This window comes from Streptomyces sp. LMG1-1-1.1, from assembly GCF_040815545.1.
GTDB lineage: Bacteria > Actinomycetota > Actinomycetes > Streptomycetales > Streptomycetaceae > Streptomyces.
Genome location: NZ_JBFPNH010000076.1, coordinates 151,967 through 168,175, shown reverse-complemented (window position 1 = coordinate 168,175; position 16,209 = coordinate 151,967). Strand labels below are relative to the sequence as shown.

15 protein-coding genes and 1 tRNA gene are annotated in these 16,209 nt (G+C 71.3%); 6 read left to right on the top strand and 10 right to left on the bottom strand.

What is annotated here, in order from left to right; genetic code table 11:
• Positions 1 to 28 precede the first annotated feature (28 nt).
• Genes MRBLMG1_RS34305 through ettA form a run of 4 tightly spaced genes read right to left on the bottom strand, consistent with a single transcriptional unit; the run spans position 29 to position 3,172 of the window.
• Positions 29 to 418 (bottom strand): GNAT family N-acetyltransferase, encoded by a 390-nt coding sequence (locus MRBLMG1_RS34305; RefSeq protein WP_367828058.1) that lies wholly within the window; start codon positions 416 to 418, stop codon positions 29 to 31.
• Positions 415 to 1,080, bottom strand: coding sequence for a hypothetical protein (locus MRBLMG1_RS34300; RefSeq protein WP_367828057.1), 666 nt, complete (start codon positions 1,078 to 1,080; stop codon positions 415 to 417). Before MRBLMG1_RS34300 ends, MRBLMG1_RS34305 begins: the two co-directional genes overlap by 4 nt.
• Positions 1,077 to 1,502, bottom strand: coding sequence for an acyl-CoA thioesterase (locus tag MRBLMG1_RS34295; protein ID WP_367828056.1), 426 nt, complete (start codon positions 1,500 to 1,502; stop codon positions 1,077 to 1,079). Before MRBLMG1_RS34295 ends, MRBLMG1_RS34300 begins: the two co-directional genes overlap by 4 nt.
• A gap of 5 nt (positions 1,503 to 1,507) precedes the next feature.
• Positions 1,508 to 3,172, bottom strand: a complete 1,665-nt coding sequence (gene ettA, locus MRBLMG1_RS34290) for an energy-dependent translational throttle protein EttA (RefSeq protein ID WP_367828055.1) — start codon at positions 3,170 to 3,172, stop codon at positions 1,508 to 1,510.
• A gap of 20 nt (positions 3,173 to 3,192) precedes the next feature.
• On the opposite strand from ettA, the gene MRBLMG1_RS34285 reads away from it, so the two are divergent.
• From MRBLMG1_RS34285 to MRBLMG1_RS34270, 4 genes are all read left to right on the top strand, one after another.
• On the top strand, positions 3,193 to 3,888 hold the full coding sequence (locus tag MRBLMG1_RS34285; RefSeq protein WP_367828054.1) for a DUF6313 family protein: 696 nt from the start codon (positions 3,193 to 3,195) through the stop codon (positions 3,886 to 3,888).
• A gap of 224 nt (positions 3,889 to 4,112) precedes the next feature.
• On the top strand, positions 4,113 to 4,328 hold the full coding sequence (locus tag MRBLMG1_RS34280) for a hypothetical protein (protein ID WP_367828053.1): 216 nt from the start codon (positions 4,113 to 4,115) through the stop codon (positions 4,326 to 4,328).
• Between the two features lie 717 nt (positions 4,329 to 5,045).
• Positions 5,046 to 5,711 carry a hypothetical protein gene (locus MRBLMG1_RS34275; RefSeq protein ID WP_367828052.1) on the top strand — a complete coding sequence of 222 codons (666 nt, stop codon included), beginning with the start codon at positions 5,046 to 5,048 and terminating at the stop codon, positions 5,709 to 5,711.
• A 30-nt stretch (positions 5,712 to 5,741) separates the two neighbouring features.
• Entirely contained in the window at positions 5,742 to 6,317 is a 576-nt protein-coding gene (locus MRBLMG1_RS34270) for a hypothetical protein (RefSeq protein ID WP_367828051.1), read from the top strand.
• A 334-nt stretch (positions 6,318 to 6,651) separates the two neighbouring features.
• Here MRBLMG1_RS34270 and MRBLMG1_RS34265 read toward each other — a convergent pair whose 3' ends face one another.
• The 4 genes from MRBLMG1_RS34265 to MRBLMG1_RS34250 all read right to left on the bottom strand — a co-directional run bounded on the left by MRBLMG1_RS34265 (position 6,652) and on the right by MRBLMG1_RS34250 (position 12,597).
• Positions 6,652 to 8,082, bottom strand: a complete 1,431-nt coding sequence (locus tag MRBLMG1_RS34265; protein ID WP_367828050.1) for a Cys-Gln thioester bond-forming surface protein — start codon at positions 8,080 to 8,082, stop codon at positions 6,652 to 6,654.
• 223 nt (positions 8,083 to 8,305) lie between these two features.
• A complete protein-coding gene (locus tag MRBLMG1_RS34260; protein ID WP_367828049.1) occupies positions 8,306 to 8,812 on the bottom strand; it encodes a single-stranded DNA-binding protein in 507 nt (168 codons plus the stop codon).
• Between the two features lie 217 nt (positions 8,813 to 9,029).
• Positions 9,030 to 10,706, bottom strand: coding sequence for a YfjP family GTPase (locus tag MRBLMG1_RS34255; protein WP_367828128.1), 1,677 nt, complete (start codon positions 10,704 to 10,706; stop codon positions 9,030 to 9,032).
• 268 nt (positions 10,707 to 10,974) lie between these two features.
• The gene (locus MRBLMG1_RS34250; protein ID WP_367828127.1) at positions 10,975 to 12,597 is read right to left on the bottom strand and encodes a dynamin family protein; all 1,623 of its coding nucleotides are present in this window, start codon (positions 12,595 to 12,597) and stop codon (positions 10,975 to 10,977) included.
• 303 nt (positions 12,598 to 12,900) lie between these two features.
• Between MRBLMG1_RS34250 and MRBLMG1_RS34245 the strand changes: the two genes are divergently transcribed.
• Together MRBLMG1_RS34245 and MRBLMG1_RS34240 are read left to right on the top strand one after the other, a co-directional pair.
• Positions 12,901 to 12,973: transfer RNA gene (locus MRBLMG1_RS34245), tRNA-Arg, on the top strand.
• Between the two features lie 351 nt (positions 12,974 to 13,324).
• Positions 13,325 to 14,089 carry a DUF3761 domain-containing protein gene (locus MRBLMG1_RS34240; protein ID WP_367828048.1) on the top strand — a complete coding sequence of 255 codons (765 nt, stop codon included), beginning with the start codon at positions 13,325 to 13,327 and terminating at the stop codon, positions 14,087 to 14,089.
• 141 nt (positions 14,090 to 14,230) lie between these two features.
• On the opposite strand, the gene MRBLMG1_RS34235 is transcribed toward MRBLMG1_RS34240, so the two are convergent.
• Positions 14,231 to 14,983 (bottom strand): anti-sigma factor domain-containing protein, encoded by a 753-nt coding sequence (locus tag MRBLMG1_RS34235; protein WP_367828047.1) that lies wholly within the window; start codon positions 14,981 to 14,983, stop codon positions 14,231 to 14,233.
• Positions 14,980 to 15,636 (bottom strand): ECF RNA polymerase sigma factor SigK, encoded by a 657-nt coding sequence (gene sigK, locus MRBLMG1_RS34230; RefSeq protein WP_367828046.1) that lies wholly within the window; start codon positions 15,634 to 15,636, stop codon positions 14,980 to 14,982. The genes MRBLMG1_RS34235 and sigK overlap by 4 nt, the downstream gene beginning before the upstream one ends.
• Between the last annotated feature and the right edge of the window lie 573 nt (positions 15,637 to 16,209).

The window sequence follows — 16,209 nt, the reverse complement described above, 5'->3', positions numbered from 1 at the left end:
CCGCGGCTGCGGGCTTCGAGGCGGGGAGTCAGCCCGTCAGGTCCATGAGCCCGGCGGCGGTGGGCCGGAAGCCGCACCGCTCGTGGAACACGGCCAGGTGGGGCTCGTAGTCCACGTGCAGCCAGTGCGCGCCGCGCTCCCGGGCGGCCGCGGCGGCGGCGCGTACGAGGGCGACGCCGAGGCCCTGCCGGCGCGCGTCGGGGTGGACGGTGGTGTCGAGCAGGAAGGCGTGCACGCCTCCGTCGCCGACGACGTTCACGTACCCGACGAGCCGCCCGGCGCTGCGGGCGGTGACCCGGAGCATGCTGCGGGCGAGGACGGGACCGAAGTCGGTGTCCCGGTGCCCGGGCCAGGCGGCGTGGAAGAGCGTGTTGAGCTCGTCGCCGGTGAGGGGTCCGTCGACGCGTACGTCGGTCACCGGGGGGCGACCGTCAGGGACATCGGCGCGGTGCGCAGCGCGATCGAGCCGTACGGGGTGCGCAGCCGGAGCCACGGACCGGAGGCGAGGAGCGCGAGGGCGCCCCCCTGCTCCGCCGGGGGCAGGAAGCCGAGCGACTGGGCGGCGTGCACGGCGCGCAGGGGCAGTCCGGTGGTGCCGAGGGTGCGGGACCAGATGTCGTGACCGATCCGGTCGCGCTCCGCCCTGGTCCGGCGATCCTCGGGCAACTCCTCGTCGCGGGCGCGGAATTCGGCGACCGCGGCGGCGACCGCGCCCCGCATCTCGGCGGCGCCCGGCAGGCCTTCGACGGGCCGCCAGCCGGAGCGCGGCGGCAGGACGCCCGCCCAGGGCGGCCCGGTCACCGAGTCCGGGACGACCGCCTTGCCGGCCGACTCCTCGATGCCTTCGAGGAGTTCGCCGGCGGAGACGGTGACGTCGAGGTCCACGGCGTCGACGAGGCGGGCCGTGCGGATCGCCAGTACCTCGAAGGACGCCGGCCGCCCGAAGACGGCCAGCGCCCCGCCGCCCGCCTGGAGGCGGACGGCGGCGGCCCGGTCGTAGTGGACCAGCCGGGTCAGGAAGGCGGCGAGGGCCGCCGCCTCCCTGGCGTCGGCGAAGTGGAGCGGTGCGAGGACGGTCATGCGGCGGCGGACATCCCGTCGTCCACGAACTCCTCCAGGAAGCTCCGCTCCTCGGCGGTGATCCGCCGGGGGCGCTGCGCCTCCAGGTCGAAGGGCACGACGATCGTGGACGCGCGGACGTAGGTCACGTCCGGGTCCTTGATCTCGTAGGCGATCGTCAGCGACGCCGCGCCTATCTTCGTGACCCACGACTCGATGGTCACCGGCTCGTGCCGGTGGACCAGCGGCCGCACGTAGTCGATCTCGTGCCGGGCCACGACGGACCCGCCGGAGAACGAGGGGGAACCGTCCCCCGGCGCCAGCCGGAACATGAAGTCGATCCGCGCCTCTTCCAGGTACCGCAGGAAGACGACGTTGTTGACGTGCCCGAAGGCGTCCATGTCCGACCAGCGCAGGGGACAGCTGTAGATGTGCCTCGTCACGGACCTCAGCCTCGGGTCAGCTTCTTGTACGTGGCACGGTGCGGACGGGCCGCGTCCGCACCGAGGCGCTCGATCTTGTTCTTCTCGTACGACTCGAAGTTGCCCTCGAACCAGAACCACTTCGACTCGCCCTCGTACGCGAGGATGTGCGTGGCGACCCGGTCCAGGAACCAGCGGTCGTGGGAGATGACCACGGCCGCACCCGGGAACTCCAGGAGCGCGTTCTCGAGCGAGGACAGGGTCTCGACGTCGAGGTCGTTGGTCGGCTCGTCGAGGAGCAGCAGGTTACCGCCCTGCTTGAGGGTGAGCGCGAGGTTCAGGCGGTTGCGCTCACCGCCGGAGAGCACGCCGGCCGGCTTCTGCTGGTCCGGGCCCTTGAAGCCGAACGCGGAGACGTACGCCCGGGAGGGCATCTCGACGTGGCCGACGTTGATGTAGTCGAGCTCGTCGGAGACGACGGCCCACAGCGTCTTCTTCGGGTCGATGTTGGCGCGGCTCTGGTCGACGTACGAGATCTTGACGGTCTCGCCGACCTTGACGGAGCCGGAGTCCGGGGTCTCCAGGCCCTGGAGCATCTTGAACAGCGTGGTCTTGCCGGCGCCGTTCGGGCCGATGACGCCGACGATGCCGTTGCGCGGCAGGGTGAAGGACAGGTCGTCGATGAGGACCTTGTCGCCGAAGGCCTTCGAGAGGTTCTCGACCTCGACGACGATGGAGCCCAGACGCGGGCCCGGCGGGATCTGGATCTCCTCGAAGTCCAGCTTCCGCATCTTGTCGGCCTCGGCCGCCATCTCCTCGTAGCGCGCCAGACGCGCCTTGGACTTGGCCTGACGCCCCTTGGCGTTCGACCGCACCCACTCCAGCTCTTCCCGCAGACGCTTCGCCCGCTTGGCGTCCTTCTGACCCTCGACCTTGAGCCGCTCGGACTTCTTGGTCAGGTAGGTGGAGTAGTTGCCCTCGTAGGGGTGGGCGCGACCGCGGTCGAGCTCCAGGATCCACTCGGCGACGTTGTCGAGGAAGTACCGGTCGTGGGTGATGGCCACGACGGTGCCCTTGTACTGCGCGAGGTGCTGCTCCAGCCAGTTCACCGACTCGGCGTCGAGGTGGTTGGTGGGCTCGTCGAGGAGCAGCAGGTCGGGGGCCTCCAGGAGCAGCGCGCAGAGCGCGACACGGCGCTTCTCGCCACCGGAGAGGTTGTTGACGGGCCAGTCGCCGGGCGGGCAGCCCAGGGCGTCCATGGCCTGCTCGAGCTGGGTGTCGAGGTCCCAGGCGTTGGCGTGGTCCAGGTCCTCCTGGAGCTTGCCCATCTCGTCCATGAGCGCGTCCGAGTAGTCGGTCGCCATGAGCTCCGCGACCTCGTTGAAGCGCTTCAGCTTCCCCATGATCTCGGCGGCGCCCATCTGGACGTTCTCCAGGACGGTCTTCGTCTCGTCGAGCTTCGGCTCCTGCATGAGGATGCCGACGGAGAACCCGGGCGACAGGAACGCGTCGCCGTTCGACGGCTGCTCCAGGCCCGCCATGATCTTCAGAACGGTGGACTTACCGGCACCGTTCGGGCCGACCACACCGATCTTCGCGCCCGGCAGGAAGCTCAGCGTCACGTCATCGAGGATGACCTTGTCGCCGTGCGCCTTGCGCGCCTTGCGCATCGTGTAGATGTACTCAGCCAAGAGAAACCGTCCGGCAAAGAGTGAGTGGGCAGATACACCCCATCTTGCCTGACCGCCACCCCCGGGGGCGAACCAGTAGGCGGGGGGGCTCGCTGACCTGCACGTTCCCGGGTCACCCTCGTCGCCGACCTGTCACTGTTGGTCGCCGTCGGTCACTCCTGAGCCCCGTCGCACGGCTCACAGACGGCCCAGGTGCACTTCGGTCGGAAGACCCTCCCCGCCGATCCGGCAATCAGCCAGCTACCCCCGCCCCGCCAGAAGTAGCAGCGGCATCAGTGCGCACATACGGTGAATACGTGGCGAACATCTACAAATCCCGCGGTCAGCTGCGGCCATTGAGGCGGTGGCTCATCTGCTGGGGGTCGTGGGTCTTCGTACCCACCGCGATCATCTTCGTCGTTACCGGGTTCCTAGCTGGCTGGCACGTGGCCTACGAGGTGCTCGTGGGACTGACTTCCCCCGCACAGGTGCCGACACCGTTGGCGCCATGGCTTTTGTCCTTGGCGGGCTGGCTGATCGTCCCGGCCGCGATCGGCGGAGTAGTCGGCTACATGCTCTCTGCACGCATCGATAGTTACCGATCGACACCCATCCAAAACGTCCTGGACCGACTACGGGGCGTGAAGAATTCGGCGCCGCCAAGCGCAAGCGGAGGCGACCATGGGCTACCGCCTAATTCGCAAGCTGGACGAGATGGCGGACGAGTGGTGGAATGACGACCATCGGTTCGCCAGCCTGTTCTTGCGTGTTCATCAGCATAGGGGGAAGGCGCAAGATTGCTGGGAGAGCGCCGTTGAGATGGTGCTGGACACTGATGCGATGGGGGACCTACAGGGGTCTGCGGCCGTTGACAAAGCCGAGCTTCTAGCTATCCACGGTTTGTGGTCGCCGTTGCTGGAAAAACCTCCAGGGTGTGGACTTTGCGGAAAGGTGGGAGACGGTGGCTAAGACGAAGTTGACCTCTGTGTACGCGCAGTGGCTCGCCACGGCTTACCCCGAGGTGAAGGACACCGCGCGGATCAAAGAGGGTGCGGAATTCCTCGCAGATACGTCTTCCGAGGACGACCGAGTAACGACCGCAGAACGAGCTGAGATCGTCCGGAAGGAACTCAGCCACATCCTTGGTTGCCCAACCAGTCAGACCTCGAATCAGTGACTTGGTCCGTCCTGATGACACGGACAGGCCATGGGGAAGTCGCCTAGGACGACTCCCCGGGTGTAGTCCAACTGTCCCAGACTGCCCGCCATTGGGCACCAGAGCGCACCCGCTTACCGCCCGAACCGCATCCCAGCATTGCGCTCTCCCGCACCCCAGGCGGGTCGCCGAACACTCTGGCCCCGCTCCCATCCCGTCTGCCGTCGACCCACACACCGTGGAGCAAGCGCGGGTCCTGGCGTCCAGGTGGAGCGCGCCACTGTACGAACGACCTGGACGCCAGGACCCGTGTCTGCTCGGCTCTGCCTGGGTCGATGGCAGGCGGGATGGGAGCCCCCCACCTTCACCACGACGCTGCCGGCAGACGCCCACGGGCCCCCTCCATCCCGGAGCCTGAGCGCCCCCGCCGGAGGCATCGTCCTGTCCGGCACGTCACGCACTCGCCCCGGCCACGCCGTGGTTCTTCCCGCCCATCAACCCGAGCCGTCAGGCGTGCGGACGGCGGCCGGGCTGGAGCGGGGCGTAGACAGGAGCGCAGGCCCGGGCGACGGGCCGCGCGCGCCGCGCCGTGCGCGGCGGGTGCCTTGATGAAGTAGAGCAACTCTCACCGCACTCGTCCTGTGGCCAGTGGTGGGCCTGTTGAGGCTTCCGTTCGCCCTGCGGGCTCGGTCGGTCAAGGCTCCCCGGCCGGCGCCGACTCGGGTGCATTCCTGGTCTGTGCCCCAGGTCTTCGGGGTCCGTGCCGGCCTGCCCGAGCGCTTCCAGGCGATGGTGGATGTGGGTGCCGGGTGCGGGCTTCGGCAGGGAGAGATCTTCGGCATCTCCGTCGACAACATCGGGGATCTCGGCTGGCTCTATGTCCGGCAGCAGGTGAAGAAGGTGCGCGGTGGGCTCGTGTTCGCCCCTCCGAAGCGCGGGAAGCTCCGGGACGTCCCCCTCGACCCTGAGGTCTCGGCGGCCCTGCGCGAGCACATGAAGCGCTTCCCGCCGGTCGAGGTCACGTTGCCATGGCTGACGCCGAGCGGGCCGAAGGTGACTCACCGGCTCGTGTTTTCGGCACCTGCCGGAACGGCCCTGTGGAGCAATACCTTCAATGACCAGACGTGGAAGCCGGCGCTTGCCTCCGCCGGGGCACCTGATGCCGAGCAGCGAGACACGCACCCGGAAGGCCATCAGCGCGATGTACCGGGCTGCGGGTCACGCTCACGACGGCCTGGAAGCCATTCAAGCTGCGGCCTGAGACAGCCCCTCATCTGCGGGAAACTGCTGGTGAGGGGGTGCTTCGCGCTCTCGCTCGGCAAGTCCTCAAGCATGGGGCGGGGATGGCGCTCAGGCACGAAAAGGGCACCCACAGCCATCGCGCTGCGGGCAGGATGCCACTGACGTGATTCTTTCCATCAGTCAGGGGGTCCCATGGGAAGCGCGCTCATTGGGTTAGCTGCCGCTGTGGTCGGTGTGACGGGCACGCTCATCGCGTCTGTCCTGTCGCAACGCCTGCTAGGCCGCGTTCAATCGGAACAGTTCGAGCGTCAGCAGCAGGTGGCTGCAGCGCAGTGGCACCGCGAGCAGCAAGTAGCCGAACTGAACCGTCGGCGCGACGCCTACATGCAGGTCAACGCGTCCCTCCGACGCTATCGAACGCATCTCCTGAACTTCCTGTGGACCGTGCACAAAGGAGCTGTCACGCCGGAGGCTCGGGAGCTGGTCGAGGAGGCGCGGCGCGATCACCACTCGGTCTTCGCTGAGGCGCAGCTCATCGCGTCCGGAGCGGTGCTGGCCCAACTGGATGAGATGACGAAGGTCTTGTCTGAGGTCTACCGGCGGACCATGAGTCTGGAGGAGGGAAATCCTGATCCGGATGGGTCCTTCGACGACATAAGGGCCGACTTCGTTCGCCTTTGGGAGCGATGGGAGACGATGCGCAGTGTGATGCGCACCGACCTTGGCGTCGGGCACGGTGCGGGCGAGCAAGCAGCAATCGGAGCCTGACAGCTCCCCGCTCGCCTGCCTGACGGCCCAGAGACGGCCCAGGCTGCCTGAGACGGCCCCTCATCGGCGGGAAACCTGCTGGTGAGGGGCTGTTTTGTGCCCTCGGCCGGAGAGAAACACCCCATCTTGCCTGACCGCCACCCTCCGGCGGAAACCGGTTCGGGTGGAGCGGGGGCTCGGAGGGGGTCGTGAGGGGTGGGAACAGGGGTGTGACGTGCGACGACCCCGGGCGCGGATGCGGTCCGGGGTCGGGCGGGGGTGCGGGGTGAGCGCGTGTGACGTGGAGCACTCCGCGGGGTGCCGGGCGCGAGGGCCCGGCACCCGTGGCCGGGAATTACTGGCCGGCGGTCTTCTTCTTGCGGAGGAAGAACACCGCGCCGCCGCCGATCACGACGAGCGCGGCGGCGATGCCGGCGATCATCGGGGTGGCGTTGGAGCTGCCGGTCTCGGCGAGGTCGCCGCCGCCGGTGGTGCCGGCGGTGGTGTCACCCGTGGTGGCCGGGGTGGACGGGGAGGGCTCGACCGAGGGGGAGGTGGAGGGGGTCTCGGAGGGCTGCGGGCCGGGGGTGGCCGTCTTGCAGTCCAGGATGCCCTCGAAGGTCTCCTCGAAGCCGTTCGGGCCGGTGATCGTGAACTTGTAGGCCTCGTCCTCGGCGAGCGGGACCGCGATGGTCTTCTTCTCACCGGGGGCGACCGTGTACGAGGTGCCCTTCAGGTCGAAGGTCCAGGCCTCGTCGCCCGCGTTGGAGGCGATGACCTCCAGGCCGCCCTTGGCGCAGTCCTTGGCGACCGTGACGGCCGGGACGGCACCCTTCTTGGCCCAGGCGGCGCCGGCCTTGGCGGTGATGGTGGAGTCGCTGGAGCCGGCCAGGATCATCGTCTGGCTCTTGCCCTTGACGCTGACGAAGGCGCGACCGAGCGGGACCTTCGTGGTGGCCTCGGCCTTGACCTCGGCGGTGCCGTCGGTGGTGCCGGCGGGAACGTCGACGTAGACCTCGTCGCCGTCCTTGGCCTTGGTGACGGCCTTGCCGTCCTTGTCGACGACGCCGACACCGGCCGGGGCGCCCGGAACCATCGAGAGGACGGCCTCGGAGGCGTTGGTGCCGACCTTGATCGGGCCGAGACGGTCACCGGCCTTGCCCGCGACGGAGGCGGGGGAGAGGCTGAGGGAGGCCTTGGGCTCCTCGACCTTCGTGGCCTTCTCCAGCAGGTACTCGGTCAGCTCCTTGCCGTGCGCGTCCTTCGGCGTGGCGTCGACCTTGTCGGAGAAGTGCCAGATCGCGGCCTGCGTGGCGGCGGCGGCGGTCTCCTCGGTCAGGCCCTCGACCTTGGTCTTCTCGGCGAGGCCGGCGATCGAGACGTTCGGGTAGGAGTTCTCCAGGATCCAGAGGATCTTGCCCGCGTCGGGGTTGTTGTGGAGGGACGACTCGTCCCAGCCGACCTCCTTGTACTGCTTGCCCTCGCGCGCGCCGGTGCGGAAGTCGATGCAGTAGGTCTGCAGCTTGCCGCCGTTGTCGACCTTCATCTCGAAGAGGCCGGCGCCGTACTCCCGGACCTCGTCCTCGCCGTCGACCTTCTCGACGACCTTCACCGTGTCGGCGATCTTCAGCTGGCCGAGGGTGGCGGTGGCGCCACCGCTCGCACCCGGAACCTCATCGGCCGCGGCCGGTCCCGCGAGGGCTATCGCGCCGGTGGCGACGAGGCCCGAGACCAGGGTGGCAGCGGCAAGGCGGCGAACAGTGCCCCGCCCACGAACTGAAAACATTGGATTCCCCTCCGGGCGGCAGCTCCGCGAACTTGGTCGATTCACGTGGGGGGAGCGCACGCCAGCAGACTCACAGACTCGATGGGCTCACGTGCCACATGAGTACCCGGGAATCCTAGGGACGCGGAACCCCCGGGTGCCCTGCCATACGGTCAGATAACCATTCCGTCTCGGAATCGTTATCCACCAGGCGAGTTGGTCGACAAATCCCCACGACGCATGGTCAGGAGGCGGTTACCAGGCGCGTCGTCGCCTCGTCCGCGGCCACCGCCCACGGGTCCTGGTCCGGTCCCGGCGGCGCCCCCGGCGGCGCCCCCTGTGCGGTCCCGACCAGCGGCTGAGGCCCGCCGTCGGGGCGGAGTTCGGGCTCCGGCCGGGCCGCGCGGCGGAAGGCCGCGGTCCCGCGGCTCAGATCGTGGCCCACGGCGAGCGCCGCGACGTCCACGAAGGTCTTGCGCTGGCCGTCGCGCTCGTCCTCACGCACCTTCAGGCGGCCGTGGACCACGAGCGGTTCGCCGACCGACACGGAGGCGGCCAGGTTGGCGCCGAGCGAGCGCCAGGCCGAGACCGTGTAGAAGCTGGTGGGCCCGTCGGACCAGGTGCCCTGCTCGCGGTCCCAGCGGCGCGCGGTGACCGCGAAGCGGAACCTGGCCACCCCGCCCGCCGCCGTGTCCCGGTACTCCACCGCCGTCGCCACGTTGCCGACGAGCGTCACGGTCGTGTCGTTCATGTCCGCCCCCTTTTGTCTCGCGTTGTTTCCCATGTGGCCTGCCGTCGCCCGGCCGCTGTTCGCCGGCTGCCGTTCCCCCGGCCGTCCTGTCGCTTCGGCACCATGGTGGAGCGTCACGGGAAACCCCGTCGGGGCCTGTGGACGACCGGTCGTATGGGGACAACTCCCTCACCCGGAAGGCGGATACCGGGCAAAGTGGCAGGACGCGGGACCCGCGCTACCGACCCCGTACCCCCGTTCGCGTCGCACCCAGCCGGGCCGTTCCGAAGCGGCCGCCGCCGACGACCCGGGCCGCCGGGCGGGTGCCGACCACCGTGGCGTACTGCTCGCGCACCTCGCGGTAGCGCATCAGCTCCGCGGCCACCGGGTCGAGCACGCGGGCCCGGCCGCAGGCGGCGGCAGCCTCGCGCAGGCGGCGCTCGGCCTCCTGCCCGTAACGGCGCGCCGGGCCCTTCACGGCGCCCTCGCAGGCCCATTCGACGAGCGGGCCGCCGACGATGCCGGCGACCATCACGAGGACCGGCGGCAGGAGGCCGGGGGGTACGACGCCGACGATCTGGCCGACCAGCCAGAGCGCGCCGAAGATCTGCAGGAGCGTCATCACGACCTGGGCGAGGACGGCCGCCGGCCACCAGGCGGGCCGCGGCGGCCGGGCGGCCGGGTCGCCGATGGACACCGCCAGTTCGTCCAGGGCCTCGGGCAGCCCGTCCGCGCCGCGTTCCGCGGCCTCGCGCACGGCCTGCGCCCAGGGGACGGGCAGTCCCCGCGAGGCCTCGTCGGCGACGATCCGCACCGCCTGCTCCACGCGCTGGCGCGCCGTCAGCTCCTCCTCGACCGGGGTGGCGAGGCGCGGGTCGGTGGTGCCGTGCGCGCGCATCCGCTCGTACCGGCGGTAGAGCCGCAGCCAGGGGGTGCCGCAGGCGCGGATGGCGCCCCGGCTCCAGACCCGCTCGGCGGCCTCCCCCGCGGCCTGGGCGCCGACGGCGACGGCCAGCCGGTCCGTGAAGGCGTCCCTGGCCCGCTCGTCGAGGCCGGACCGTCCGTCGGCGACGTACGCCGGACGCAGCCGGGCCGCGGCCGCGTCGACGTCGGCGGCGAGCCGGCGCTCGGGGGCGGTGCGTTCCTGGACGAACCGGGCTACCAGCTCGCGTAGTTCGGGCACGCCCTCGCCGGTGAGCGCGGAGACGGGCAGCACGGTGGCGCCGGGTTCGCCGTGCTCGCCCAGGGCCACGCCGTCCTCGTCGAGGAGCCGCCGGAGGTCGTCGAGGACGAGGTCGGCGGCCTCCGTGCCGAGCCGGTCGATCTGGTTGAGGACGACGAACGTGACCTCGGCGTGCCCGGCGAGCGGCCGCAGGTAGCGCTCGTGGAGGGCGGCGTCCGCGTACTTCTCGGGGTCGACGACCCAGATGACGGCGTCGACCAGCCCGAGCACCCGGTCGACCTGGTCGCGGTGGGCGGTGACCGCCGAGTCGTGGTCGGGCAGGTCGATGAGGACGAGCCCCTGGAGTTCGGTGTCGGCGGCGCCGCCCGCGAGCGGCTTGCGGCGCAGCCGGCCGGGCACCGCGAGCCGGTCGAGCAGCCCCGCCGCGCCCTCGGACCAGCTGAGCGCGATGGGCGCGGACGTGGTGGGGCGGCGCAGCCCGGTCTCGGAGACGGGGACGCCCGCGAGGGCGTTGAAGAGCGTCGACTTGCCGCTGCCGGTCGCTCCGGCGATGGCGATCACGGTGTGCCGGGAGGACAGCCGCTGCCGCGCCGCGGCCTCGTCGAGCACCCGCCCGGCCTCGGCGAGGGCCTCGCCCTCCACCCGGGTGCGGGAGAGCCCGACGAGCTCGTGGAGGGCGTCGAGGCGGGTGCGGAGGGGACCGCCGTAACTCCCGCCGAGGGGCGGCAGCATGTCCTCCTCCCTGCCGTCGCCGACGTCCCCGGGCTCCCGGGCGTCTCCCCCGGGCTGTGCCTCCTTGGCGGCGGCCCGTTCGCTCGCGCGCCGCGCGATCAGCCCGTCGTCCCAGCTCCCCCGGCCCCGTTCGGCCGCCCCGTCCCGGTCCCGCCCGCGCCCCCGGCCGTCATCCGCCACGCCCCGGTCCCGCCCACGCCCCCGGCCGTCATCCGCCACGCCCCGGTCCCGCCCGCGTCCCCGGCCGTCGTCCGCCACGTCCACCACGTCACTTCTCCTTCTGCAGTACGGAGAGCGCGGCGATCAGCTCCGCCTGCGGCTCGGGGGTCACGTCGAGCGATTGGAGGGGGGCGAGGCGCCGGTCGCGCTCGGCGTGCAGGACCCGGTCGACGTACGAGAGGACCAGCTCACCGCCCTTGTCGCGCAGCCGCAGGGCGGCCTGGGCGCCGAGGAGTTCGGCGAGGCGCTCGCCGGCGGACCGGGCGCGCCGCCCGCCGAGCAGCGAGGCCGCCAGGAGGGCGGCGACGGTGTCTGCCTCGGGCACGGCGGTGCGGGCCGCGCGCGAACCGGAGGGGCGCTCGACGTCGCGCACCTCCTCCTCGGCCAGTTCTTCGAGTACGCGGCGCCAGCGCCGTACCTCCACGCCGATCCGCTCCCCCGCCTCCCGGTCACCGCCGCCGGTCCGCGGCGGAGCCAGGGCCTCCGAGGCGGGCTCGCGGCGCCAGGTGTCCCGTACGCGCTCCTCGGCGGCCGAGACCGCGCAGTGCAGGAGGGCGGCGAGGGACTCGGCGAGGGCGTCGAGGAGCTCCTCTGCGGTGCTGTCGCGCGGGTAGCCGCGCCAGCGCGTACGGGCGTCGCCCGCGAGGACGGCGCCGCGCCCCAACTGCTGCCGCACCCGCTTGCCCTGCTCCCCGTACGCGGTCTCGACGACCCCGCCGAGGCGGACCGCCGCGGCGTACTGGGCGGCCACCGCGCCGGCCAGTTCGGGGAGGCGGGTGTCGAGGGAGTCGATCACGCCGGAGGCCGTCCGGTCGGCGGCCTGCTGCCGGGCCGCCGGGTCCTCGGCGCGGTGCGCCAGCCAGCCGCGCAGGGCGGCGACGGCGCTGTCGGGCAGCAGGCCGCTGCCGCCGCCCGCCGACTCGGGCAGCTCCGGGATGGTGAAGCGCGGCACGTCGCCGAGCCCCGCCTTGTCGAGCAGCGCCTCGAACTGCCGGGAGACCTCGCCGATCACCTGGTGGGGGACGCGGTCGAGGACGGTGACGAGGGTGGCGTCGTACTCCTTCGCGGTACGCAGCAGATGCCAGGGCACGGCGTCGGCGTACCGCGAAGCCGTCGTGACCATCACCCAGATGTCGGCGGCGCAGATCAACTCCGCGGCGAGCAGCCTGTTCTCCACGACCAGCGAGTCGATGTCCGGCGCGTCGAGCAGGGCGAGGCCCCGGGGCATCGCGGCGGCGGTCTCGACCCGCAGCGCGTTCTCCTCGGCGGCGTGCTCTTCCGCCGGGTGGTCCTCGTCCGTCTGCGGCAGCCACACACGGGTGAGCTGCGGCAGCACCCGCATCCCCGCGAACCAGTGGTGGTCCTCGGGATGGCACACGAGCACCGGCGTCCTGGTCGTCGGCCTCAGCACCCCCGACTCACTGACCCGCCGCCCGACAAGGGAGTTGACCAGCGTGGACTTCCCCGCCCCCGTGGAACCCCCCACCACCGCGAGCAGTGGCGCGTCGGGATCCTTCAGCCGTGGCACCAGGTAGTCGTCCAGCTGGGCGAGCAACTCCGCCCTCGTCTGCCGGGCGCGCGGCGTGTCCGGCAGAGGGAGAGGAAGACGCACGGCGGCGACTCGGTCGCGCAGGGCGGAGAGTGCGTCGATCAGCTGAGGCCGTTCGTCCAAGGTCACCACATGCGAAGAATGCCCAATTTATGAGTGTTTTTGAAGCCTATTTGCGGCCCTGCGCGCCGAAGAAAGGGGTGACAACCGGAAGCCACGGCATAACGAGTGCACAACACCCGCCCCGAGCGACGTCAAAAGCGCTGCGCGAATCGCACCTGCCTGCGATTATCGTTCCGCTTCACCGAACCTCCACATCGTGCCACGCAGGTGAAGCAACCGGGCCAAGGCCACCGGAGCCCTATCCTTGTCCCGGCAGACCCCACCCCACCCACCCGGGCCTCCCGGCCCCACCATCCCCACCCGGCCCCCGTAGCTCAGTGGATAGAGCAGGTGCCTTCTAAGCACTTGGCCGCAGGTTCGAGTCCTGCCGGGGGCGCAAGGAAAGGGCCCTCCTTCGGGAGGGTCCTTTTTGCTGGTCAGGGGCGGGGGCGGGCCACCGGGGGAGGTGCCGGACGTACCCCCCGGTAGGGCCGGGGACATTCGGCGGCGTCCGACTCGTTGCGGGTTTCTCCGGGTGGAAGCGCGGCTGCGCGCCTCGCTCAGCCAGTCGCGAGTCGCCTCGGACGGCGATTTTCATTGAACGGTCATCTACTTGGCAGTACGAAGCTAACGTCATCGCCCTGAGATCACCTGCTGCCCGCCGCTAGCGGGCGTCGGTCCGCTACCGGCAGCAGGACAGTGCACGCAGGGGAGCGTGCATCTCACTGGAGCAAGGGGGGACCCGGACATGGCCCGAAACCAGAGACCTCAGCCGACCGCGGAGGACAGGAAGAACTTCCGCGTCGGCTGTGGATTGATGCTGGCCGCACTTCTCGTAGTCGGCGGATGCAGTGCTCTGTTCGACGACGACAACGACTCGTCGTCCACCTCGGCGTCTTCATCGACCTCGTCATCCGTTCAGGACGACGAGGCGGCGAGCGTCACCGTCGGGGACTTCGTCGGCATGGGGCTCCAAGCAGCCCAGGACGCGGCGCAGGCCGACGGCATCTACAGCCTCGAATCGACAGACGCCGCGGGTCTGGGCCGCCAGCAGTTCCTCGACCGCAACTGGACGGTCTGCTCTCAGGAGCCCGCAGCCGGCGCGACCATGAGCACCGACGAGACGCTCACGTTCGACACCGTCAAATCCAGCGAAGGCGAGACCTGCGACGACCCCACGGGGGCGGGCAGCAGCGACGAGTCCAGCACCGAAGACTCCTCCACCGTCTCCGGTACGGGGGACGACTACGGCGACGTCGGTTCCTCCACCGTTTCCGGCGCCGGGGACGGCGACGGCGACGACTCGGCCGGCAGCAGCTCCACTTCGTCGACCGGCTCCTCCTCATCGGGGAGTGACTCCAGCACTTCTTCGTCGCCAGAGGGCTCGCAGCAGGCGCCCACCGGAGCCACAGCTCAATGCAACGACGGTAGCTACAGCTATTCCGCGCACCGTCGGGGTACCTGCTCGCACCACGGTGGCGTAGCCGTCTGGCTCGCCAGCGTGCCTTCGTAGGGAGAAGTCGTCGTGATTCCTTGAGCGAGGCATGGTCGGCCTCGCGTGATGTCGACGGCCGGGGTAGGCGTTCGATCGGCCCGCGGGCGGCCCGGAGTTCGGGCCGGGCTCGGGTTTTCGGGGGCGTGGGGGCGGCGGGGGTCAGGCTGGTAGGGCGAGGAGGAGGAGGGGTTTGGTGGTGGGGTGGGGGGAGCCTTGAGTGGGTTCGAGGGTGAGGCCGACGGTGGTGGCGTCGGCGGGGTTGCCGGCGAGGGGGACGGTGCCGTCGGAGTGGATGAAGCCGGCGGGCTGCATGGTGCCGTCCTGGTCGAGCCAGAGTTGGTAGGTCTGGCCCGGCGCGGGGGTGGGGAGGCCGGTGGCGGTGAAGACGGCCTTGTTCTGGCGGGCGGAGCTGACGACGGTGGTGAGGGCGCCGTTGGTGGCGCGGCCGTGCGCGGTGCGGGCGTCGGGTGCGGCCAGGACGGTGCTGACCGCGTCGAGCTGCTGCGCGGACTGCTGGGCCTGCTGCTGGGCGTCCTGGCTCTCCTGGTACTGCCAGGCGGCGAGGCCGGCGAAGGAGACCGCGGCGACCAGGCTGGCGGCCAGGGCCAGGGGGGCGGCCTTGCGCCTCAGGACGTGGACGAGGCGCCGGTCGGGGCCGGTGGCGGGGACCTGGGGCGGGAGTTGGCGCACGCCGTCGATGGCGGCCATGGTGCGCTGCTTGAGGGCGTCCGGCGGGTCCTGGGCGGTGGCCCCGGCGAGCCGGGCGGCGGTCGCCTCGAACTCGGCCACGTCCCTGCGGCAGGCCTCGCAGTGCGGGAGGTGCGCGGCGAAGTCGTCCCGCTCGGCGGGGTCGAGGGCGTCGAGGGCGTACGCGGCCGCGAGGGTGTGCAGGTCGGAGCGGTGCTGGTTCATGTGGTCACCCCCATGCAGTCGCGGAGCCGGATCAGTCCGTCGCGCATGCGTGTCTTGATGGTGGGAAGCGGCGTGTGCAGGGTCTCGGCGACTTCACGGTAGGTGAGTCCCCGGTAGTAGGCGAGGGCGACGGCCTGGCGCTGGATTTCGGTCAGGCCGCGCAGACAGCGCCGTACCTGTTCGCTCTCCAGCCGGGTCTCCACCTGCTCGGCGACCTCGTCGAAGGCCGTGGTGTGTTCACGCGCCGCCTGCGCGTGCTCGCGGTCCGTGGCGGCCTGGGCCGAGCGGACCCGGTCCACGGCCCTGCGGTGCGCGATGGTGGCCGCCCATGCGGTGACGGACCCGGCGGTCGGCTGGTAGCGGGCGGCCTGCCGCCACAGGTCGATCATCACCTCCTGGGTGACCTCCTCTGACTGGGCACGGTCGCGCAGGACTCTCACCACGATCCCGAACACCATCGGCGCAAGAGCGTCGTAGAGGGCGGAGAACGCCTGCTGGTCGCCCTGGGCGACCTTTCGCATCACGTCGGCGAGGCCCTGGCGCGGGGTCGGGCCCGGGTCGTCGAGGGGAACGGGCCGGTTCACCGGGCGGGCTCCGTGCGTGGGGACCAGGCGCAGCCGTCCGGGACGGCCGGCCGGGGGCGGGGTGTCCATCGCATGCGGGTCCTTGATCGGAAGACGGGGCCGGCCACGGGGTTCGCGGACTGCGGCCACAGAGCCGGGGGGCGGCCTGTGCAGAGTCTTCGTAGCGGACACGCGTACGGATGGGAGGCCCTTTCGCCGCCTCCTCCGTCCGCCGTTCACCCGCACGAGTGAGACGGAGCCGCTCCGCCCATCCGGAGGGCCGGAGGCGCCGAACCCGCCGGGGAGGCAGACGCCCCGTTGCGGGGAGGCAGACACCCCATTGCGGGGGGCGGACGCCTTCGTTCCTCCGGCGGCCGGGCGGATACCTCGCGGGCCGCCCCCAGGTGCTCCGCGGAGGCGGTACGTCGGCAGAGCCGCTCGTACGGTGCCGACCGCGGTGCTGGATCCCGGCCCACCGTCGACGGAGACGACGGTGGCCGGTACCCCGCGCAGGACCCGGGCGGCGCGCCACGGCGGCGCTCGCCGCACGCAGAGCCGTGGTCCTGGGCGGGCGGGGCGCGGGGGGGCCCGGGGGGGGGGCGGCCCCGCCGGCCCAGGGGCCCGGGGCGCGCGGCCCCCCCCGGGCCCCCCGGGCCCCCCGGC